Below are 23,175 nucleotides of genomic sequence, written 5' to 3'. Positions count from 1 at the left end.
AAGGAGCTGCGTTCTCTACCATCATCTGACTTTGATGTCATGTTATTATTTAGGTAACTGTTTTAATTCTTGTTGTAAGGCTCTTGTACGTTTAGTTAATTCTTGTGTAATATAGTCCACTTTTTCATGACGTTTTTTTAAATGGTCTGGTAAAGCGTTCGTATCAATCGGTTCACCGAAAATAATTTTAGCTTTGCCTGTTACTAGACCAATAATTTTATCTGGACCTTCATAAGCTGCAGGTACAATAGGTACTTTTGCCATCATAGCAATCGTAGCTGCACCACGTTTTAATGGTGTTTCTTCAGAAGTACGATGTCCTGCTGGGAACATACCGATTGTTTTATTTTTCTTCAATAAATTCACAGGTGTTTTAATAGTACTTGGTCCCGGATTTTCACGATCCACTGGAAAAGCATTTAATGATTTTAAGAAGTTGCCGAAAGCCGGGTTATAAAATAACTCTTTCTTAGCCATATAATGGATTTGATTTGGGTAAAGCGCCATACCAAGCATAATCACTTCGTTATAACTTTCATGGTTGCAAGTGACCACATAACGATTTAGTTGCGGTACATTTTCTCGTCCATAAACTTTAAGCGATTTACTTAGTTTGACAATAATCCAATATAAAATACTGCTGATAAATTTATACATTCTGTCACCTACTAAATTGTTTATTTAACTATACAAATTCTATCACTTCCGCCCCTTGGCAACAAGCCTATTTCAAGCTTCTATTGATTCTGTCATCATCTTATAAAGTTTGTCATAGCAAAATAGTAGAAATTATGTACTAAACATATGATAATAATAAAAAGAAACATATTGGGAGGAATTCAATGACTGAATACTATAACGAAAATTATCAACCGCCTAAGCGTTCGTTCCCATGGTTACGTGTGATTCTCATCGCTTTGCTTTCGGGAATCGTCGGCGCTTTAATTGTCTTCGGTGCCACAAAATTGATGAATTCATCAAATGACGGTGCGACTGTACAAGAAGCCTCAAATAGTAAAGGCGGTAATGTCTTAGACGGTAAAAGTTCAAAGTATAAATCTGTTAATCAAATGATCAATGATGTCTCACCTTCTATTGTTGGTGTAATCAATATGCAGAAAGCACAAAGCTTAGAAGATTTCTTCAATGGCTCTGCTGGTAAATCACAAGAAGCGGGTATCGGTTCTGGTGTAATTTATCAAAAATCCGGTGACAGTGCGTATATCGTTACTAACAATCATGTGGTGGATGGTGCAAGTGAAATCAAAGTTCAATTACATGATACAAAAAAAGTCGATGCTAAATTAGTCGGCAAAGATGCATTAACTGATATCGCGGTATTAAAAATCGAAAATGCACCGGGCACTAAAGCTATCCAATTCGCAAACTCATCAAAAGTTAAAACAGGAGACAGCGTTTTTGCGATTGGTAACCCATTAGGATTAGAATTTGCGAATACTGTGACATCAGGTATCATTTCTGCAAATGAACGTACGATTGAAACACAAACATCTGCCGGTAATAATAAAGTGTCAGTGCTACAAACCGATGCAGCAATCAACCCTGGTAACTCAGGCGGTGCTTTAGTCAATTTAGATGGCGATCTTGTCGGCATCAACTCTATGAAAATTTCTATGGCACAAGTTGAAGGTATCGGATTTGCGATTCCAAGTAATGAAGTGAAAATTACAATCGAACAACTTGTAAAACATGGTAAAGTCGAACGCCCTTCTATTGGTATCGGTACAATCAACATGAGCGACATTCCTGAACGTTATAAACGTGAATTAGATACTGATCGTAATGATGGTGTCTATGTGGCGAAAGCTTCAGGCAGCAGCGAACTTAAAGAAGGAGACATTATCATCGAAGCAGATGGTAAAGCAATTAAAGATGATAGTGATTTAAGATCTTACTTATATGAAAATAAAAAGCCGGACGATACATTGAAAGTTAAAGTTATCCGTGATGGCAAGAAACAAGATTTAGATGTACGTCTAGGTAAAAAATAATCGTTTGAACACATATTAAAACGCTTGAAGCAGGACATTCCTCTTCAAGCGTTTTATTTGTTTATATTCATTTCTGAAATAATAATATTATTGGTATTTCACCATGAAGTATTTCTTTTTACCGCGACGTACTATTGTAAATTCATTATCAATTTTATCTTCGTCAGTAATTTCATATTTTAAATCCTGTTGACGTTCACCATTAATGTAAATCGCACCGTTTGATACATCTTCACGTGCTTGGCGTTTAGAAGAAGAAATACCCGCTTCTACAATGAAATCAACAATATTTATTGTATCATGGCCGACTGCAGCTTGTGGTACATCTTTAAAGCCTTCACGTAATTCTTGACTGCTCAAAGCTTTTAAATTACCGCTGAATAATGCTTCTGAAATACGAATCGCATCATCTAAGGCAGCTTGACCATGAATAAAGCTTACAACATTTTCAGCAAGTGCTTTTTGCGCTTCACGTTTATGAGGTGCTTCATTTTTAGATGCTTCTAATTGTTCAATTTCTGCTTTATCTAAGAACGTAAAGTATTTTAAGAACTTGATAACATCTTCGTCAGATGTATTGATCCAGAATTGGTAAAGTTCGTATGGGCTTGTTTTTTCAGCATCTAACCAAACTGTACCTGATTCGGATTTACCGAATTTCTTACCATCTGCTTTTGTAACTAATGGAATTGTGAAACCAAACGCTTCTGTTTGACCGTACATACGGCGCATTAATTCGATACCACTTGTGATATTACCCCATTGGTCAGAGCCGCCGATTTGAACTTTACAGTTAAATTCACGGTTTAAATGACCGAAATCAATTGCTTGTAAAATCATGTATGTGAATTCAGTGTAAGAAATACCTTTTTCTAAACGTGATTGCACTGAGTCTTTACCTAACATGTAATTCACGCCTACATGTTTACCGTAATCACGTAAGAAATCAATTAATGAAATTTGGCTTAACCAATCTTTATTGTTAACAAGTTGTGCTGCACCTTCACCAGAGAAATTAAAGATTTTATCCATTTGTGCACCGATACCACGTACGTTATCTTCAACTTGTGATTCTGTTTGTAAAACACGTTCGTCCGTTCTGCCTGATGGGTCTCCAATCATACCTGTACCGCCGCCGATTAATACAATCGGTTTATGACCGTATTCTTGGAAACGACGTAAAGTTAATAATGGTAATAAATGACCGATATGCATACTGTCAGCAGTTGGGTCCACACCACAGTATAATGTCACTTGCTCTTTATCTAATAATGCTTTTAAACCTTCAGCATCTGTTTGTTGATAAACTAGGCCACGCCACTCTAAATCTTGTAATAATTCATTTGTCATATCATATTCCTCCTCATATTTTGTGTTTGCTGTGTTTTAGAAATTTGGAAAATAAAAAACCCTTACAGAAAAATTCTGTAAGGGCGCATCTATTGCACGGTACCACCATACTTAAAAAGGTTACTTTCATTAATGATACGTTCATTAAGTCAAACGTTGGATACTTTTTATTAAGGCAACAGGTGTATTCACTGATTTGTTGTTACTGGTTCGCAGCATCCACCAGTTCTCTGAAAACAATCAAATGAGTTACTTTTCCTTATCCAAAACATATTAATTTGTATTCATTATAATCAACTGTTTTTTAAAAGTCAACTTGAATTCAATTATGCTATACTATGTTTAATTAACGGAGGCGAAACATGAAACCATTCAAACTTAATGAACCCTTAGCTTCTACCCCGCTTCGTATCTTTGAACAATGGTATAAGCGGATTAAATATTCTTTTGTTTGGCTGTTCATTATTATTTTGCTGACTTTGAGTTTAGCAACCGGTTTATTAGTCGGTTTCTTTATGAGTATGACAGCGCAGTCAGAAAATATTACAGATACAGAATTACGTGAGGCTGTACTGAATGTACCTGGTGATGAACAAGTCAATTATGCTAAAAAGGATTTCTTATCACAATATGATGAATCACAAAACCCATTGTTAGTTGGACCGAAAAGCGTGAATGCTTTAATACCTAAAGCTTTAATAGCTTCTGAAGATTCACTGTATTATAAACATGATGGAATCTTACCTAAGGCATTACTGAGAGCTATTTATCAAGATATATTTGAAACAGAGGTCTCTTCAGGCGGCAGTACCATTACCCAACAAGTGATTAAGAATCAGGTGTTGAATAATGATAAGACCTATAACCGTAAAGCAAATGAAATTGTATTGGCACTCAAACTTGAACGGATTATGACTAAAGAAGAAATCTTATATACGTATTTGAACATCGTTCCTTTTGGACGTGATTATAATGGCGACAACATTACAGGTATTGGATCCGCTTCATTTAGTTTATTCGGGAAACCGCCAAGTGATGTGAATTTGCCGGAAGCGGCTTATCTTGTCGGATTAGTTCAAAGTCCTTATTATTACACACCTTATGAAGCAGACGGCACACTTAAACCTAAAGATGAACTCGAAATCGGCTTACAGCGCCAACATTATGTACTATGGCGTATGAGAGTAGAAGGATTGATTTCTGAATCTACGTATGAAAAAGCAGAAAAATATAATATAGAAGCACATTTAATGACAAAAAGACCCTGAAGTCATGAGTAATATACTCACACTTCAGGGCCTGTTTTAGTTATAGCTTAAATTAGAATAAACCTTTCGCATGGCCGTCTTCTGTAACGTCCATATTTAATGCAGCTGGTTTCTTAGGTAAGCCAGGCATTGTCATAATCGCACCTGTTAAAGCAACGATAAAGCCAGCACCTGTTTTAGCTTGTAATTCTCTGATTGTGATTTCGAAATCATCAGGCGCACCTAATAAATCTTTATCATCTGAGAATGAATATTGTGTTTTAGCCATACATACTGGGTAATTATCCCAACCGTTATCTTTAATTTGTTTCAATTGTTTTTGTGCTTTGCTTGTAAATGTTACTTTTTTACCGCCGTAGATGTTTTTAACAATTTTTTCGATTTTTTGTTCAATTGGTTCATCAAGTTCATAAGTATTTTTGAAATCATGTTTTTCATTTAATACTTCTTTCACTTGTTCAGCTAATTCAATGCCGCCTTTGCCGCCTTTTTCCCAAACTTCAGTTAAGGCAATACGTATATTGTTTTCTTTTGCCCAGTCTTCAACTACTTTAGTTTCAGCATCTGTATCTGCTACGAATGCATTTAATGCTACGACTGGTTCTACACCGAATGAACGGATGTTTTTGATATGACGTGCTAAGTTTTCTAAACCGTCTTTAACTGCTTGAACATTTTCTTCTTTCAAGTCATCTTTTGCTACGCCGCCATGCATTTTCAATGCACGGATTGTCGCAACAACTACAGCAGCACTTGGTTCGAATCCTGCTTTACGTGATTTGATGTTCATGAATTTTTCAGCACCTAAGTCTGAACCGAATCCAGCTTCAGTCACCACAACATCAGCTAGTTTACGTGCTGTTTCAGTTGCAAGAATTGAGTTACAACCATGTGCAATATTTGCGAATGGCCCACCGTGAATTAATGCTGGTGTACCTTCGATTGATTGCACTAAGTTAGGTTTGATTGCGTCTTTAAGAATCATCGCAATTGCACCTTCAACTTCTAAATCAGCAACCGTAACTGGTTTGCGATCACGTGTATATGCAACTGTAATGTTAGCGATACTTTCTTTTAAGTCTTTCAAGCCAGTGCTTAGACAAAGAATCGCCATAATTTCAGATGCTACTGTGATGTTGAATCCATCTTCACGCGGAACACCTTGTGTTGGTCCACCAAGACCTACTACAACTTGTCTTAACGCACGGTCGTTCATGTCTAACACACGTTTCCATTCGATACGACGTTGGTCAATGCCTAACGCATTACCTTGATGGATGTGGTTATCAATAAATGCTGATAACGCGTTGTTTGCTGTTGTAATCGCATGGAAGTCACCGTTGAAGTGTAAGTTGATATCTTCCATTGGTAATACTTGTGCGTAACCGCCGCCAGTTGCGCCACCTTTAATACCGAATACTGGACCTAATGCTGGCTCACGTAATGCCATAATGACATTATCTCCTAATTCATGGAAGGCATCTGCTAAACCAACAGTTACAGTTGATTTACCTTCACCAGCTGGTGTTGGACTCATTGCAGTAACAAGAACAACTTTCCCTTTGTCCCCATTGTCTTTTAATTGGTTAATGTCAATTTTAGCTTTATAGTGACCATATGGTTCTAAAGCATCTTCCGAAATACCAATCTTTTCTGCAATGTCTTTAATTGGTTGTAATGTAGCTTGATTCGCGATATCCAAATCTGATAAATGACTCAATTCATTCAGCCCCTTATTTAGTAATTGAATTACAGTCTCAGCAACCATCCGTTCACTTTATTTACCACGTATTTTTATGCCCTCAACGCTTTTAAAATACGTTTAGATAAATGCAGTAAATAGAGACTTGCTTCAACTGTTTTTAAAACCTTTTACATCATTCATCATATCGAAATATACATTTATTGTCGAACATATTCATCATTAATTTTTAAGTATTCTTACTTTTATGGTAATATTACAAAAATAGATGATAAAATTTTATGTAAAACCTTTATTTTGCAATAATGAAAGCGATACCAAAACATTGATTTTATTTTGATATCGCTCATATGATCAACCTATTTTATTGTTAGTTTTTTATATACAATTAGTCTTCCATTGTACTTAAATCACCTTCAGGAAGATCAAGTTCCCAAGCTTTTAATACACGTCTCATAATTTTACCTGAACGTGTTTTCGGTAATTTATCTTTGAATTCAATTTCTCTTGGTGCAGCGTGCGCAGATAAACCGTGTTTGACGAATGTTCTGATATCTTCTTTCAATTCATCATCTGGTTCATAGCCATGATTTAAAGCAACGAATGCTTTAATAATTTCACCACGTACTGGGTCTGGTTTACCAATAACACCTGCTTCTGCGACTGCAGGATGTTCCACTAATTTAGATTCCACTTCGAATGGTCCGACACGTTCACCAGCAGTCATAATCACATCATCAACACGACCTTGGAACCAGAAGTATCCATCTTCATCTTGATATGCTGAATCTCCTGATACATACCAATCACCAATAAAGTAAGAATCATACTTTTCTTGGTTTTTCCAAATTTTACGCATCATGGATGGCCAGCCTTTTTTAATGGCTAAGTTACCCATTCGATTCGGTGGTAACTCATTACCTTGGTCATCCACAATAGCCGCTTCAATACCAGGTAATGGTTTACCCATAGAACCTAGTTTTACATCCATAGAAGGATAGTTGACAATCATATGACCGCCTGTTTCTGTCATCCACCAAGTATCTAAAACAGTGTGTTCTAATACTTCTTTTGCCCATTTAATTACTTCTGGGTTTAATGGTTCACCTACAGAATACACTTCTCTTAATGATGATAAATCGTATTTCTTCACAACGTCGTCTCCTGCACTCATTAACATACGTAATGCTGTCGGTGCTGTATACCAAATTGTGACTTTAAATTCTTCAATCATGCCATACCATGCTTCAGGAGAGAAACGTCCCCCAGCGATACAGTTTGTCACACCGTTTAGCCAAGGTGCGAAAATACCGTATGAAGTACCAGTTACCCAGCCTGGGTCTGCTGTACACCAATAAATATCGTCTTCTTGTAAATCAAGAACATATTTACCTGAAATATAGTGTACAATCATGGCATCTTGAACATGTAACACACCTTTAGGTTGTCCTGTAGAGCCAGAAGTATAATGTAAAATCAAACCGTCTTCACGATCTAACCATTCGATATCAAATGAATCGCTAGCATCTTCCATTTCTTGTTGAAAATCTACGTATTCATCGTCTACCCCATCATTATCGACGATGACAATTTTCTCTAAGTTTGGTAAGTCGTCTTTTGGAATACGGTCTACTAAATCTTTCGTTGTTACAATTACTTTCGCATCACTATTATCTAAACGGTCAGCAACTGCTTTTTCCATAAACGCTTCAAATAATGGTCCGACAATCGCACCAATTTTTAAAATACCGAAGAACGCAAAGTATAACTCTGGTGTTCTTGGCATAAAGATAAAGACACGATCCCCTTTTTCTACTTGTGCTTTATCTTTTAGTACGTTTGCGGCTTTATTCGATAATTGCTGCATTTCTTTATAAGTATAACTTTCTTTACGTTTGGCATCTTTGTAGTTTAAGGCCACTTTATCCCCAAGGCCATTATCTACGTGACGATCAATACATTCATATGCCATATTGATCTTTCCTGTTTCATACCATGAAAAAGCTTTTTCTACGTCTTTCCAATCAAAGTTCTGATACGTTTCGTCATAGTTTTGAAGGTTATAATTACCTTCTCCCCCTTTATAAATATCAACTTTCATTTGAATTGCCCCCTTTGTTTGAAATCGCTTTCAAAAACCATTATACAAAAATCATAGTAAATTTTCAAAAATAATTGCGATAATTCTGATTTGTGTGTAAATTGATGTTAAAACCATTATAATTAAATTAATACGTGGAAACATATCATTTTAGTGAAAAAGTAAATTTGAGCACTCTCATCTTAGGAGAATATGAAAAAGGATGTGGCAAGATGGAACATGTCAAAACGTATGTAAAACAAACATACACACGTCACGATACAACTTATGTTATTGAAGGTCCTGTACCACGTAAACAACTTGAACAAATGGATTACGATGATGGTTTGGATGCATTTAGAAGACCTATCGAACAATTTGAAGCGATTCAAGAAATTAGTGAATTGCCAGAAGGTCGTATTTACGTCTTACGACATGAAAACACCATTGTCGGATATGTCACTTATCATTATCCTGATCCATTAGAACGTTGGTCTACAGGCAACCTGCCCTATTTAATTGAGCTTGGTGCCGTTGAAATAGCCTTACCGCATCGCGGTACAGGATTAGGTAATGAACTCATTAAAACGAGCTTAAGTGAAGATGAATTTGAAGATTATATTGTGTTAACAACTGAGTATTATTGGCACTGGGATTTGAAAAACTCTAAATTAGATGTCTACGAATATAAAAAATTAATGCAGAAGTTGATGTCTCATGGGGGTTTAGAGATTTTCGCAACTGATGATCCTGAAATTACAGGACATCCAGCAAACTGTTTAATGGCAAGAATCGGTGCACGTATCACATTAGACCAGATGGAGGCGTTTGATGATATACGTTTTATGAACCGCTTCTTCTACTAAAGGGGAGATTTTATGAGTCAAAACAAAAAACAAACGGGGTATGTTTATTCAAATCAATTAATGCGCTATCGGTTCAGTAATGAACATCCTTTTAATCAAATGCGCTTAAAATTGACGACTGAACTGTTAATCGATGCAGGATTACTGAGTTCAAGTCAAATTATTACACCAAGAATCGCCACAGATGAAGAATTAACACTTATACATTCTTATGACTACGTAAATGCGATTAAACACGCTTCTCGTGGAATTTTAAGTGAGGTAGAATCCAAAAAATATGGTTTTGCGAACGAAGATACATCACAGTTTAAACATATGCATCAACATAGTGCACGTATTGTAGGCGGTGCTTTAAAACTTGCTGATATGATTGTACAAGGAGAAGTTAAAAACGGGTGTCATTTAGGTGGTGGATTACATCATGCATTGCCAGGCCGCGCAAATGGCTTCTGTATTTACAATGATATCGCCATTACCGCTAAATACCTATCTGAACGCTATAACATGAAAGTGATGATTATAGATACAGATGCACATCATGGGGACGGTGTGCAATGGAGCTTCTATACACAAAATGAAATTCTGAATTATTCCATTCATGAAACGGGTAAATTTTTATTTCCAGGTTCAGGTCATTATACAGAACGAGGCAAAGAACAAGGATTCAGTTATTCTGTCAATGTCCCGCTTGAACCTTATACAGAAGATGATTCATATATTGATTGTTTTAAACGCACAGTCACACCTGTCGTTAAATCATTCAAACCTGATATCATTTTAAGTGTACACGGTGTTGATATTCACTATCTCGATCCACTTACTCATATGAATTGTACTTTAGATTCACTCTATGCTATTCCCTATTATATTAAAGCGTTGGCAGATGAATATACAGATGGGAAAGTCATGATGTTCGGTGGCGGTGGATATAACATTTGGCGCGTTGTTCCAAGAGCTTGGAGTCATGTCTTCTTGAGTTTGATGGATGTGCCGATTCAACATGGAGATTTACCGAAAGAATGGGTAGAAAAATGGAGAACATATGCGCCGACTGATTTGCCAACGACTTGGGAGGATAAACGTCTAGATTATATGGAAATTCCACGTACTGCAGAAATTACTGCTAAGAACTTAAAACATGCGAACCAGGTTGCGAGTTGGTTCTGATTAAATGAAGGAAAATAAAAAAAGTCTGGAGGAAAGTAATGTGACTTTCTTTCAGACTTTTAAATTTATACATCTTATTTTGTTGTACCGCGATACTCTATACGATATGGTAAAATGACCGTTGAATCTTCAATCGTTTCATTATTCATATATTTAGTAAGTAAACGCATACCTACTGCACCGATGTCATAAAGCGGTTGAATGACACTTGATAGTTGCGGACGTACCATTTCAACTAAACGTGTATTATTAAAGCTTACAATTTGTAAATCAGATGGAATGTTGATATTCGCATCTTCAGCAGCATGGACAATACCAATAGCTTGTTCATCACTGATAGATAAAATTGCATCTGGTTGATACGCTTTAATATCTTCAAAAGCTTTAATACCATCGCGATATGTTTCTTTACCTCTGAAAGTCAGATTATCTTCTAAAGATAAACCATGTGATGCTAGTGTATCTCTTAAACTAGATAACACATCGTTTTCTGCTTTTTCAGAGTTATTGCCGCCAACAAAGGCAAAGCGTTTTGCGCCAGAATTGATTAAATGATTAGTCACTTCTTCAGCAGCTTGTTTATAGTCGATATTTACAGAAGCAACTGTATTATCATCATCACTTGTTCCTGAAACTACAACAGGTACAGAAGAGTTTTCAATTAAACTTTCCAATTCTGCATCGAGTGTTCCGCCTAAGAAAATAATACCATCTACTTGTTTGCTGAGTAGATTGTTAAAAATTTCTTTAGCTTTTTCTAAATCATTGTCAGAGTTAGAAATAATTGAATGATATTTATACATCGTTGCAATATCTTCTAACCCTCTTGCGAGTTGAGAATAGTATACATTCGAGATATCTGGAATAATTACCCCGACTGTTGTTGTTTTTTTACTTGCTAACCCTCGTGCAACAGCATTAGGTCTGTAGTTAAGCTTTTTGATGACTGCATTTACTTTATCTCTAGTTTCTGGTTTGACATTTTGGTTGCCATTTACCACACGAGAAACAGTTGCCATGGAAACACGCGCTTCTCTTGCAACATCATAAATAGTAACGGTCATAATATCACCCTTTCTGAAAGCGTTTCAAACACTATTATAGTAAGTTTTCACAACATTTTCAAAGTGTACCATAATTTGTCACAAACTCAAAACAAAACTTTCTGCTGTCACTGTTTTGTCACACATATGATATTTTGCAAAACACAAAAAAGCCCTTTAAATCAAAGGTTTGAATACTTTAATTTAAAAGGCTTTCAATTAACTATATATTAGCGTAATTGCTTGCTATCGTACATATCAGCAAGTGGTTTTAGTTCATCATAGAATTTGTTGAATTGTTCAATATCCATTTGTTGTCCGCTATCACTTAATGCAACAGCTGGATCAGGATGTACTTCTGCCATAACACCATCTGCACCTACTGCTAAAGCTGCTTTAGCTGTTGGAAGCATAATATCTTTTCTTCCTGTACTATGTGTTACGTCTACCATTACTGGTAAGTGTGTACCTTGTTTAAGGATCGGTACTGCTGAGATATCTAAAGTATTACGTGTTGCTTTTTCGTATGTTCTGATACCGCGTTCACATAAGATAATATTTTGGTTACCTTGTGATGCGATATATTCTGCTGCGAAAATGAACTCTTCAATTGTCGCAGATAAACCACGTTTTAATAAAATTGGTTTGTTTGTACGTCCTGCTTCTTTTAATAATTCGAAGTTTTGCATGTTACGTGCACCAATTTGGAACACATCTAGGTAATCATCTGCCAATTCTAAATCAGCTGGTGTTACGATTTCACTTACAACATTTAAATTATATTTGTCTTTAACGTTTTTAAGAATTTTCAATCCTTCTAATCCTAGACCTTGGAAGTCATAAGGAGAAGTACGTGGTTTGAAAGCACCGCCACGGATGAATTTTAATCCTTTACTTTGTAAGTCTTGAGCAACTGCATCGACTTGTTCTTGTGATTCTACTGAACATGGACCGAAAATGAATGACTTGTTGCCATCACCAATAACTCCACCATTATCAAAGCGTACAATTGTATCTTCTGCTTTTAATTTTCTTGAAACAATTAAATGTTTTTCACGATCAGATTTTTGTAAGTCAGTGGATGCTTTAAATATTTCTTTGAATAATTGTTTAATTACATTATCGTTAAATGGACCATTATTTTTTTCGATTAAAGCATTCAACATTACTTTTTCACGTTCAGGATCATAAACCTTAGTACCTTGTTTACGCTTTTCATCCCCTATTTTCTGTGCTAACTTACCACGCTCTACTAGTAAGTCTAAAATCTTTTCATTAATGTCTTGAATTTCATTTCTGTACTGTTCTAACTTATTCATTATTTGGTCACCTCTATGTAATTTTTGCATCCAATTTATCACGCTTTAAAGCGATAAAAATATTGAATTTAACAGTTATTCTAGCAAGAACTTTATCATTAATCAAGAGGAAAAGCGAAATAAATCGAATTGTTTCGATTATTATTAATTTTCTCACAATTCCTTAACTAGATTTAACCAAAAGTAAAAAAGAAAATCAACCTCAAAAAGAATAAGGTTGATTTCTTTTAGGTACAATTAGTCATTGAATGTTTTCTTTTCAATTTTCTTCGTAGTTGTTTCACCTTTTGGTTGTGTCTTTGTAGTGTTATTCGTTGTTTTCTTATTCGCTGGTGTTACACTAGGTTTCTTTGTTGATTTGTTTGCAGCTGATTTTGTTGTCTTTGTTGTTGTTTTTTGTGTCGTTGTTTTGTTTCCTTTTGCTGCTGGTTTTTGTGTTGTTGTTTTTGTAGTTTTTGTCGCATCTTTCGGTGAAGTAGCTTTCGCTGTCTGCTTAGTTGTTGATGCATTTTTCTTAGGTGTGTTTGTCGTTTTAGTTGTTTCTGTTTTCGTTGTTTTTGTATCATTAACAGTCTTAGATTCTACTTTACCTGAAGCTTCTGGTGTTTTGTGTGCTTCTGAATGATTAGCAGTTGCTTTATCATGCGTAATAACACCTTTATTGAATGAAGCTTTCTCATGTGTTTGTGCTGTACGTTTTTCAGCATCTGCAGGTTTTGCTGCTTTAGCATCCGCAGCTTTTTTGCTTCCTGCTGCTGTTGCTGCAGCTGCAACTGTAACTAATACTGGAACTGTTTTAAAACCACTTGATTTTACTGGTTTAGCTTCAAATAGTTCAGCTACTTTAGTTGCTACTGTATTATCATTTTCAATTAATTTAGCTTTTTCTTTCGCTGCTAATGCATTTCCTGTTGCTGTAAATTCATGGAAAGGCACTGTATCTGGTTGTGAAGATTTTAAAGGATTGTTGTCTGTTTGAACATCTTGAGCTTGCGGAGAAACATTTGCTAAATCATGTGCTGCTGCTTCATTACGAATTGCTTCACGTTGCGCTCGTAATGCTTTTGGATCTGTTTCTTGTTCATCATTGTTGAATTTTTGTTTTACATCAGATTTAAGCTGTTGTGCTTTATCTTTAATATCTTGAATTTGACTTTGTGCATTTGCTTTAAGCGCATCTGTCTGTGCAGACACTTTTTCTTTCACTGATGGTTTCTTTGCTTCTGCTGGTTGATTTTGCTTTTCAAGTTGTTTACGTTTTTTCACTTGATTAATCACAAAACCACCTGCTGTACCAATAAATATTCCTGCGATGAACCCATAAACGAAATCTTTACGGACAGTATCAGACATAGCTTCAACTTCGTAAATTTCTAATCTAGCTTCGTCGTTCTTTCTCATGTATTTGCCTCCTATAAAGTAAAAGCACTTAAACAAAGTTGATTCAACCTCATTTAAGTGCAGTTAGTACGTCTTATAATTGATAATGTAGCCTACAGATGAGGTACACAGTTCCAATTAGAACTGCATTTAACCATTATCCTCTGTAGTTTGCACTTTCTCTACGTTGTTTTCTGTATTGCCATTTATCAGCAATTTCCATCGCAACGTTTGACCATTGGATGACTTGTGAAATTTTATCTTCGTTTTGAGAAATATTATGTGCAATTGAGTTAGTTACTCGGTCCACTGATCCATCTAAATCTTGGATAGAGTCACCGATACCTTTTACTCCATCAACTACAGAATTTAAGCGGTCCACTTTATCTTGAATATCTTCAGTTAAGCGGTTTGCTTTATGAAGTAAATCTGTTGATTCTCTTGTAATCCCTTGAATTTGTCCTTCAATTCCATCAAGAGTCTTAGCCACGTAATCTAAGTTTTTCTTAACAGATAAAAGAACAACTACAATTCCGATTACTAATACTAAAAATGCTATAGCTGCAATTAGACCTGCTATAGGTAAAATCCAGTCCATTAAAAACGCCTCCTAAATTGCTTATGTCTTATTTTTACTTAATACCCATACATATTTTAACATAAACATATTAAAATTCATTAATTACTCCGTGATTGTCTAAATAGGCACGTTCAACTTTTTGAATATCCCCTGCACCCATAAATAAAATCACAGCATCTTCATATGATTTCAATATATTTACATTTTTTTCACCGATTAATTGCGCACCTGGAATGCGATCAATTAAATCTTGAATTGTCAAACTGCCTTCATGTTCACGGATAGATCCGAAAATATCACATAAGAAGACACGGTCTGCTTTATTCAAGCTTTCAGCAAACTCATTCAAGAACGCTTTTGTTCTAGAATACGTATGCGGTTGAAAGACAGCGATAACCTCTTTATGCGGGTATTTTTTACGTGCTGTCTCAATTGTAGCATTAATTTCGCGCGGATGGTGGGCATAATCGTCAACAATTACTTGATTATGTACTTTTGTTTCATTAAATCTACGTTTCACTCCGCCGAATGTTTCTAACGCTTCTTTAATATTTTTTACATCAAGACCTTCTAAATGACAAACCATAATAACCGCAAGTGTATTTAAAATATTATGATCCCCGTATTGCGGTGATAAGAAATGGTCGAAGAATTTACCGTCAATGTACACGTCAAACGATGTACCATGTTCTGTAATTTGAAGGTTATCAGCATAAATATCTTCATCTTTTTCTAATCCATAGTAATAAACAGGAACATCTGCTTTAATTTTTCTTAAATGGTCATCTTTACCCCATGCGATAATCGCTTTTTTGACATTATGCGCCATTTCTTGGAACGCACTTGTAACGTCATCAATATCTTTAAAATAATCAGGATGATCAAAGTCGATGTTCGTCATAATCGCATAATCCGGATGATAACTTAAAAAGTGACGTCTATATTCACATGCTTCAAACGCAAAATATTCACTTTGAGGAATACCTAAACCTGTGCCATCACCAATTAAGAAAGAAGTTCTTTTATCTCCATTCATTACATGTGATAAAAGGCCTGTTGTAGATGTTTTGCCGTGTGCACCTGTCACAGCTACAGACGTATACTGCTCAATGACATGGCCTAAGAATGTAGGATAATCAATAATTTCTAATCCTAATTCTTTTGCGCGGACAATTTCTTCATGTTCATCTGAAAAGGCGTTTCCTTGAATAACAACCATGCCTTTTTGAATATTGTCTGGGTTAAATGGCAAAATTTTAACCCCTTTATTTCTTAATGCATCTTCTGTAAACACATATTGGTCGATGTCGGAGCCCTGAACTTCATGGCCTAAATCATGCATAATTTGCGCCAATGAACTCATACCAGAGCCTTTAATACCGACAAAATGATAGTGTGTCATACTTAAACTCCTTCTTTCTTATTCCTCATTTATTTCAGCTGCAGTCAAATAAACTTCTCTTGGTTTCGAACCGTTCGAACCTGAAATATAACCCAACGCTTCAAGTTGGTCAACAATTCGTGCAGCTCTATTGTAACCAATTTGGAAATGACGCTGAATGAGTGATGTTGAGATATTGCCCTCTGCAACCATAAATCGACATACATCATCAAACAACTCATCTTTAGGTTGTGCTTTTGTTTGTTTTAACAATTCTTTTTCTTCAAATAAATATTCCGGTTCACGTTGTGCCTTAATAAAATCGACAACTGCATCGATTTCTTCATCAGACACAAAGCTGCCTTGAACGCGAATTGGTTTATTCATACCATTACCTAGATACAACATATCACCGTAACCAAGTAAGCGTTCTGCACCGCCGCTATCTAATATAGTTCTTGAATCCACACTAGATGATACCATAAATGCGATACGAGTTGGAATATTCGCTTTGATTAATCCTGTAATAACGTTTACAGATGGACGTTGTGTTGCTACAAGCATATGAATACCGCATGCACGTGCTTTTTGTGCAATTCTCGCAATAGATTGCTCTACATCTTGCGGTGCCATCATCATTAAGTCTGCAAGCTCGTCGATTACAATGACAATTTTAGGCAAACGTTGCTCGTATGAAGCTTTTTTATTGAAAGCTGTAATATTTCGCACATGATATTGCGCAAATAATTTATAACGTCTTTCCATTTCATCAACAGCCCACTTCAAGCTTTGTGTTGCTGCTTTGACATCTGTAATCACAGGTGATACTAAATGCGGTAAACCATTGTATGGTGCTAACTCTACCATTTTCGGATCAATCAGCAAGAGTTTCAACTCTTCTGGATGATTTTTATATAATAGTGAAAGTAATATGCTGTTAATACAAACAGATTTACCTGAACCCGTAGCCCCTGCTATCAGTGCGTGTGGCGTTTTCGCAATATCCATTAATAACGGTTCATTATTGATGCGATTACCCATCGCAACTGTTAATTTAGATTCTGCATTCTTAAATTGAGGACTCTCAATAATAGATTTTAAGTTCACTTTTGTTGGCGATATATTTGGTACTTCTATACCTACTAAACTTGTACCTGGAATCGGTGCCTCAATTCGAATATCTTTGGCGGCTAAAGCCATTTTCAAATCATCATGTAATGCAGTGATTCTAGAAACTTTTACCCCTTTTTCAACAGATAATTCAAAACGTGTCACACTAGGTCCTTCTGTAACATTCTTAACCTCTGCAGGTACATTGAAGTAATAAAATGCATCATTCAGCTCTTCTTTTTTCTCATCTATCCACTCTTGGTCAACTTCATGTACTTCTGGTTCATCTAATAAACCTAGACTTGGCAGTTTTAAATTAGGCCCTTTTCGAATACCTTCGTGATGTGCTTGAACAGGTTCCTTTTGTGCAGTTACAGGTTGCTTAACTTCCTCTTGTGCATTAGATTGTGTCGTTTTTGCTGTCTGTACGCTTGTTGTGATATGTCCTTGTTCAGCTTTTGGTTGATCAGAGTTTTGATTTTCTTGTTGTGATGATTGTGGTTCACTGTCGTCATGAGTCGAAACTTCAGTCGTTTGTGAAGCCACGCTTTGTTCAGGCTCTGAAGAAACCGCAGAATCATTTGTTTGTGTTTTTGATGTTTGTGCAGCTTTACGTTTTTGTGCATCCATCATACGACGTTTGTCTGATGGTGTCATCATCACATTGAACGGCTTAGCACCTTTACGAATTGGACGAGAAATTTTCGGTTGTTCAGTTTTAACTTCTTCTGCCTCTGCTTTATTTTCTTCTTGTTCTTCATTATTAGAGTCAGGTGTAGAAACTTTTTCAGTAGTTTCTTCTTGTTCAACTGATTCTTCTTGTTCCTCTTTTATTTCTGTTTTTGACTCTTCTTTTTCTGCATCATCAGATTTTGGTTGATCTGGTTTCAATTGAGGTTCAAGGCTCGATTTTGCTTTTTCTTCTGTGACTTCTTCTTTAGTCTCATCAGTTTTCGTTGCCTCTGATTTAGATGTATTACTATCTGGTGCTAACACAGGTTCTTGAACCTCCGTAGAATTATCTTCTTGTAGTTCATCCTGTTCATCTTCAGGTTCTTCTGATGTTTCTTGTACTGGTTCTGATTCCTGTTCGTCAGTACTTTCATGCATTTCAGTTCCATTTACAGGTTCTTCTGGTACTTCTTCCTGTTCACTTTCAACTGGTTCTTCTTCATCTTCAATTTCGGTATATTGTGCTTCAGAAACTTCTGGTAAAGGCTCAGGAGACTCTGTTAGATTTTCTGTCTCAGATTGAGGTGATTCTGATTCAAGTTGTTGTGTTTCTTCAGGAGCATCTTCTACAACTTTAACGTCTTGTTCGTCTAATTGATGCATGTCTTGAACTTGGTTTAAATCTACTTCTTCATAGTCAAAGTCGTTTTGTGGTTGTGTTGACGTTTCTTCAGACGTTTCTGTTTGTATGTGTTCTGAGGTAGGTTGTTGTGTTTCTTCGCCTTCTTGGTCTTCAGCAGCTCTGGCTTCTTTTTCTTTTTCAAAGCCATTTTCTTGGAAGACTGGATCTTCTACATACTGTTTGGCTTGTTCAGCATACATTTCATCAATAGCCTTTTGAATTGAGCTGACATCTTCTTGTTCACGTTTTTGTTGAAGTGCTTCTTTGAATTTTTTGCGTTGTAACACTTTACGTTCGCGTTCACGTCGAATTTCTTCAACAATTTGTGAAGCATAAATATTATTAATATTAATTGTATTATCCGCTTTAGAATAATTAGGTGTTTGTTTCACTTGGTGTTGTGAATCTTTAGAAGACAGTTGTTCTGTTTCATTTTTTGTGTCTTCGGATTCTCTTGTTTCAACTTCATGTGCTTTTGAAGCTTGTTTACGTGAACCATTTAATGGATCTGTCGGTATTTTTTCTTGTTGCTTTTTAGGTTCTTCAGTAACACCCTCTGAACGTTGAATAACACCATTTTCTAAAGGATGACGTTTTTTCGTACCGAAAATGGCTGAAGGTACTTCTTCAGCTCTGAATTCACCACTTTTATAATAAATATCTTTCGTATCATAGCGTGTCGAATAATTCTGTACACGTCTATTTTGATGTTCTCTTTGATGCGTTTGTTCTGGAGCACGTTCTTTTGATTCTGATTGCTTACGTGTGTTGCGTGAAGAACGAAATGATGGTGTATCGTCATCATAAAACGTACGTCTTCTTCTATGACGACGGTCTGGTTTTTGATACGAAGAAGTTTCAACAAATTCTTCTGACTCATAAGTTGGTTCAGAATGATTGGATTCTGAATCTGATTCTGTTTGTTGGTCAGAATCATTCACATGAAGTGGAAATCTAAAATTACCTTTTGGACGTTCGTAAATATCATTATTTTCTGGTAGTAATGCATGACGACGACGTTCTTTTTCTTCTAATTTTTGTCTGCGCTGACTATATTTTCTTTGATAAACTTCTTCTTCGTCTTCATCACTAAACAATTTATCAAACCAGTTCATAATGTCACTTCCTTCCAATCATTTTATTCTTCGAAAAATGGTTGTCCTGTTTGGTAATCCTCAGATAATACCATAATTCCTTTTTCTTGCGGTGCGTTCGGTAAATTTAATTCTTTCATTGAGCAAACCATACCGCTTGATGGTACACCACGTAATTCAGCATCTTTAATAACCATACCGCTAGGCATTACAGCGCCTACTTTTGCGACTACAACCTTTTGATCTGCTTCAACATTTGGCGCACCACATACAATTTGTAATGTTTCATTTCCAACATCTACTTGTAAAATGCTTAATTTATCCGCATTTGGATGTTTTTCTTTAGTTTTAACATAACCTACTACAAATTTTGGTGATAAGTCAGAATCTAATTGATCGTCAATACCTGATTCTTTTAAAACGTTTTGTAAACCATCTAATAATTCTGGTGTAAGTTTAATATGTCCATTACCTTCGATTGGTAAATGCTTAGAAGCATTGAAGATATTATATCCTACAGCTTTACCATCTAACGTAATTCTCACTACGTCACCATGTGTTGTATAGTCGAACTCTCCTTCAGCAGGTTCTACTTGTAAGAATGCTACATCTCCTACGCCGTTTAAGTTGTAAAATAAATTCATTATCTATTCTCCTTATTTCTTATCGTTTTTCTTTTGATTTTTTACTGTGCTCAATTCTTGGACCACATTTGGACTCTTATCTTTTTTGTTTTTATTATTTTTAGCCAAGATAAAGATAGGTTCTAAGTGGCCATTATCGTATCCGAATGATAGCGATGTAATTGGTACAAGACCTTTCGTGAAGAATTCCATGGTTAAATGAGCCATCACATCGTAACCCGTTTTATTTCTGATATCTGCCACAACTAAAACATCTTGATGCGGAACAGCTACTAACATTTCACCTTCACAGTTTTCTTCAAATTGATTTAATAATGGCGTGTTTAAAATTCTACTCGCATCGTACCCATCATTCGTATTAATAAAATAGAACAGATTGCCTTTAACTTCATCTGTTTTGTATGGGTTATCTAATTTTCTGATATTGAATAATGCCATTTCTTTAATTTGTTGTGCAGTCACATTTAATTGTTTCAGCATTGATTCGTCAATGAGTCGATAAGACTTTCCTAAATCTAATGCATAATAGATATTTGTTTCTGCTGTATGTGCATCAATCACAAACGGATGCCCCTCTTTAGTTTCCTTATCGAAACTTGCTGCACGCATCACTGGCATCACTTTGATATTGTCCATTTGTTGCAGTGCATCATCACTCATTTGTTGAATTGTTTCATTGACATAGTAAACAATCTCATCAACAATTTTTTCTTGTTGATCGTTATATTTCGCGACGATGGGTGTTAATCTAATCGTTACACCTTTACCATTATCTTTACGTGCAATGCGCAAGGTATCTTCTTCTCTATTAAATGTAAAATTAACATCTAAATGATTTAAACGTTCTTTTAGTTTATCTCTCATTTGAAAGACATTCATATTAACACTCCTAATTACATACCTTTTTATAGTTTACCGTAAAAATACCCTTAGGAACAGAAAAAATGTGAATTTCCTAAGGGTATTTTTATTTAAATATTCGTAATAAATTCGCTGATTTGTTCAATCGTTTTTCTATCTTTGCTGACATAACTTCCGACTTGTTCGCCGTTATCGTAAACTAAAAAGCTTGGAATCCCCATAATTCCTAAGTCCGCTGCTAAATCAATAAATTTATCGCGATCTACTGACACAAATGTATAGTCCGGATGTTTTTCTTCTAATTCAGGAAGTCTCGGTGCGATAAAACGACAATCTACGCACCAATCTGCTGTAAACATAAATACAGTTTTACCTTGTTTAAGTTGTTCAAACGCTTCTACTGATTCTAATTGTTTCATATTTATCCACTTCTTTCTTCTTATTTATGAATATTGTAAATATGCAATGGTTTCATCATCTAATCCTAAAATAGATGCTTCAAGTAATGCTCTTGCTGAATAATAATCTCTGATATCAAATACTGAATCGGAGCTATGAATATAGCGTGCACAAACACCAATGACTGCAGTTGGGATACCTATGTTCGCTTTGTGAATCTCTCCTCCATCAGTGCCGCCTGGTGAAATATAATATTGTGTATTAATATCATGTTGTTGTGCTTGTTCTAATAAATAATCTCTGAATGCTGGTTTAAGAATCATGGTACCATCTTTAATACGGATTAATGTTCCTGCCCCCAGTTTACCAGAAAGTTGTTGTACACCTTTCATATCGTTAGCTGGTGAACAATCGACTACAAATGCTACATCTGGATCAATTTGTTCTGCAGCTGCACGTGCACCTCTTAAACCGACTTCTTCTTGGACATTTGCACCTACATATAAATCAACATCTAGTTCTTTGTCTTTAAATAATTTTAAAATTTCAATCGCTAATAAACAACCATAACGATTATCCCATGCTTTACCCGCAAAACGATGTTCAGATAATTGAATTAAAGAGGTATCAGGAACAATTGAATCTCCAATCTCTACACCACGTGCTCTGACTTCATCTGCAGAGTCACTACCGATGTCTAACATTAAATCTTTAATTTGCGGTTGACCTTCATTACCTGTTCTGAAATGTTTAGGAATGCTTGCAACAACACCTGTAATAATTTCTTGTTGTCTTGTTTTGACTTTTAAACGTTGACCTTGCCATATATCTGCAGCAACGCCACCTAAGTTCGTAAAGTGCAGCATACCATTTGATGTAATGTCAGTAATCATAAAACCGACTTCATCCATATGTGCTGCTACCATCACTTTTTTCGCATTTTCTTTTTTAGATTTTTTTACCGCGTAAAATCCACCCATACGGTTATAGATGAACTCGTCAGCGTATGGTTCCATTTCTTTTTTTATGTACGCTCTTAAATCTTGTTCAAAACCTGGTGCACCATGAAATTCTGTTAAAGCTTTAATATGTTGTAATGTTTCATTTTTCGCAATTTCCACTGTTCATCGCTCCTTAATAATTCATTATCCTCCTAATGTTATGGTAGAATATTGTTATAACGTAAGTGGAGGTATAAATTGAGATGTCTCGAAGAAAAATTTTGTTATTGATAGTATTACCAATCACAGTTTTATTGAGTAGTTTACTAGCTTACCTCACATTTTTAGGCACTAAAAAGTATAACCCGCAAAAGTTAATTGAAGAAGTGAAAAGCTACTTTATGAACGTGACAGGGTCATACATTGTCTCAGAACCTCAACCATTCGAACAAGACGGTATTCATTATGAAATATACCGTGGCGGTGTTACAACTAAAAACCACGGCAAAATCAGTAATTATGAATTTATCGCCGATGCGACAAATGGTAAAATCATTAACATAAAAGAAGTTTAATGATATTGGTATGCATACTTATTCTAACAATGTTTCCGTATAACGGAGA

At 35.6% G+C, this 23,175-nt stretch carries 19 protein-coding genes; 5 read left to right on the top strand and 14 right to left on the bottom strand.

Going from position 1 to position 23,175, the window contains the following annotated elements; all coding sequences use genetic code 11:
• Positions 1-45: 45 nt before the first annotated feature.
• On the bottom strand, positions 46-657 hold the full coding sequence (locus MUA87_RS05660) for a lysophospholipid acyltransferase family protein (RefSeq protein WP_002481202.1): 612 nt from the start codon (positions 655-657) through the stop codon (positions 46-48).
• 185 nt (positions 658-842) lie between these two features.
• On the opposite strand from MUA87_RS05660, the gene MUA87_RS05655 reads away from it, so the two are divergent.
• Complete coding sequence (locus MUA87_RS05655; RefSeq protein ID WP_002481203.1) at positions 843-2,012, top strand: S1C family serine protease; 1,170 nt, start codon at positions 843-845, stop codon at positions 2,010-2,012.
• 87 nt (positions 2,013-2,099) lie between these two features.
• On the opposite strand, the gene tyrS is transcribed toward MUA87_RS05655, so the two are convergent.
• On the bottom strand, positions 2,100-3,362 hold the full coding sequence (gene tyrS, locus MUA87_RS05650; protein ID WP_107540281.1) for a tyrosine--tRNA ligase: 1,263 nt from the start codon (positions 3,360-3,362) through the stop codon (positions 2,100-2,102).
• A 362-nt stretch (positions 3,363-3,724) separates the two neighbouring features.
• Here tyrS and MUA87_RS05645 point away from each other — a divergent pair, with 362 nt between their 5' ends.
• Positions 3,725-4,630, top strand: a complete 906-nt coding sequence (locus MUA87_RS05645) for a biosynthetic peptidoglycan transglycosylase (protein ID WP_107540282.1) — start codon at positions 3,725-3,727, stop codon at positions 4,628-4,630.
• Between the two features lie 52 nt (positions 4,631-4,682).
• Here MUA87_RS05645 and MUA87_RS05640 read toward each other — a convergent pair whose 3' ends face one another.
• Together MUA87_RS05640 and acsA are read right to left on the bottom strand one after the other, a co-directional pair.
• The gene (locus MUA87_RS05640; RefSeq protein WP_105978464.1) at positions 4,683-6,350 is read right to left on the bottom strand and encodes a formate--tetrahydrofolate ligase; all 1,668 of its coding nucleotides are present in this window, start codon (positions 6,348-6,350) and stop codon (positions 4,683-4,685) included.
• Positions 6,351-6,720: 370 nt separating this feature from the next.
• Positions 6,721-8,433: an acetate--CoA ligase gene (gene acsA, locus MUA87_RS05635; RefSeq protein WP_002481207.1), complete on the bottom strand. Its 1,713-nt coding sequence runs from the start codon at positions 8,431-8,433 to the stop codon at positions 6,721-6,723.
• 212 nt (positions 8,434-8,645) lie between these two features.
• Here acsA and MUA87_RS05630 point away from each other — a divergent pair, with 212 nt between their 5' ends.
• Complete coding sequence (locus MUA87_RS05630) at positions 8,646-9,278, top strand: GNAT family N-acetyltransferase (RefSeq protein WP_002481208.1); 633 nt, start codon at positions 8,646-8,648, stop codon at positions 9,276-9,278.
• 12 nt (positions 9,279-9,290) lie between these two features.
• Positions 9,291-10,445 (top strand): acetoin utilization protein AcuC, encoded by a 1,155-nt coding sequence (locus tag MUA87_RS05625; RefSeq protein ID WP_023015983.1) that lies wholly within the window; start codon positions 9,291-9,293, stop codon positions 10,443-10,445.
• A 74-nt stretch (positions 10,446-10,519) separates the two neighbouring features.
• Here MUA87_RS05625 and ccpA read toward each other — a convergent pair whose 3' ends face one another.
• From ccpA to MUA87_RS05575, 10 genes are all read right to left on the bottom strand, one after another.
• On the bottom strand, positions 10,520-11,509 hold the full coding sequence (ccpA, locus tag MUA87_RS05620; protein WP_002481210.1) for a catabolite control protein A: 990 nt from the start codon (positions 11,507-11,509) through the stop codon (positions 10,520-10,522).
• A gap of 209 nt (positions 11,510-11,718) precedes the next feature.
• Positions 11,719-12,810 (bottom strand): bifunctional 3-deoxy-7-phosphoheptulonate synthase/chorismate mutase, encoded by a 1,092-nt coding sequence (locus MUA87_RS05615; RefSeq protein ID WP_031262773.1) that lies wholly within the window; start codon positions 12,808-12,810, stop codon positions 11,719-11,721.
• A 234-nt stretch (positions 12,811-13,044) separates the two neighbouring features.
• Entirely contained in the window at positions 13,045-14,208 is a 1,164-nt protein-coding gene (locus tag MUA87_RS05610; protein ID WP_002481212.1) for a hypothetical protein, read from the bottom strand.
• 136 nt (positions 14,209-14,344) lie between these two features.
• Positions 14,345-14,785 (bottom strand): DUF948 domain-containing protein, encoded by a 441-nt coding sequence (locus MUA87_RS05605; RefSeq protein WP_002481213.1) that lies wholly within the window; start codon positions 14,783-14,785, stop codon positions 14,345-14,347.
• Between the two features lie 70 nt (positions 14,786-14,855).
• Positions 14,856-16,169: a UDP-N-acetylmuramate--L-alanine ligase gene (gene murC / locus MUA87_RS05600; RefSeq protein WP_002481214.1), complete on the bottom strand. Its 1,314-nt coding sequence runs from the start codon at positions 16,167-16,169 to the stop codon at positions 14,856-14,858.
• A gap of 18 nt (positions 16,170-16,187) precedes the next feature.
• Positions 16,188-19,727: a DNA translocase FtsK gene (locus tag MUA87_RS05595; RefSeq protein ID WP_262551381.1), complete on the bottom strand. Its 3,540-nt coding sequence runs from the start codon at positions 19,725-19,727 to the stop codon at positions 16,188-16,190.
• A gap of 23 nt (positions 19,728-19,750) precedes the next feature.
• Entirely contained in the window at positions 19,751-20,350 is a 600-nt protein-coding gene (gene ytpR, locus MUA87_RS05590) for a YtpR family tRNA-binding protein (protein WP_002481216.1), read from the bottom strand.
• A gap of 12 nt (positions 20,351-20,362) precedes the next feature.
• A complete protein-coding gene (locus MUA87_RS05585) occupies positions 20,363-21,229 on the bottom strand; it encodes a DUF1444 domain-containing protein (RefSeq protein WP_002481217.1) in 867 nt (288 codons plus the stop codon).
• Positions 21,230-21,321: 92 nt separating this feature from the next.
• On the bottom strand, positions 21,322-21,630 hold the full coding sequence (locus MUA87_RS05580; protein WP_262551380.1) for a thioredoxin family protein: 309 nt from the start codon (positions 21,628-21,630) through the stop codon (positions 21,322-21,324).
• Positions 21,631-21,654: 24 nt separating this feature from the next.
• Positions 21,655-22,731 carry a M42 family metallopeptidase gene (locus MUA87_RS05575; RefSeq protein WP_262551379.1) on the bottom strand — a complete coding sequence of 359 codons (1,077 nt, stop codon included), beginning with the start codon at positions 22,729-22,731 and terminating at the stop codon, positions 21,655-21,657.
• An 83-nt stretch (positions 22,732-22,814) separates the two neighbouring features.
• On the opposite strand from MUA87_RS05575, the gene MUA87_RS05570 reads away from it, so the two are divergent.
• Complete coding sequence (locus MUA87_RS05570; protein WP_002481220.1) at positions 22,815-23,126, top strand: hypothetical protein; 312 nt, start codon at positions 22,815-22,817, stop codon at positions 23,124-23,126.
• Positions 23,127-23,175 lie beyond the last annotated feature (49 nt).

Source organism: Staphylococcus simulans (assembly GCF_025561465.1).
In the GTDB taxonomy this organism is placed as follows: domain Bacteria; phylum Bacillota; class Bacilli; order Staphylococcales; family Staphylococcaceae; genus Staphylococcus; species Staphylococcus simulans.
The sequence above is the reverse complement of the archived record's forward strand: the minus strand, read 5'-3'. Positions and strand labels throughout refer to the sequence as shown.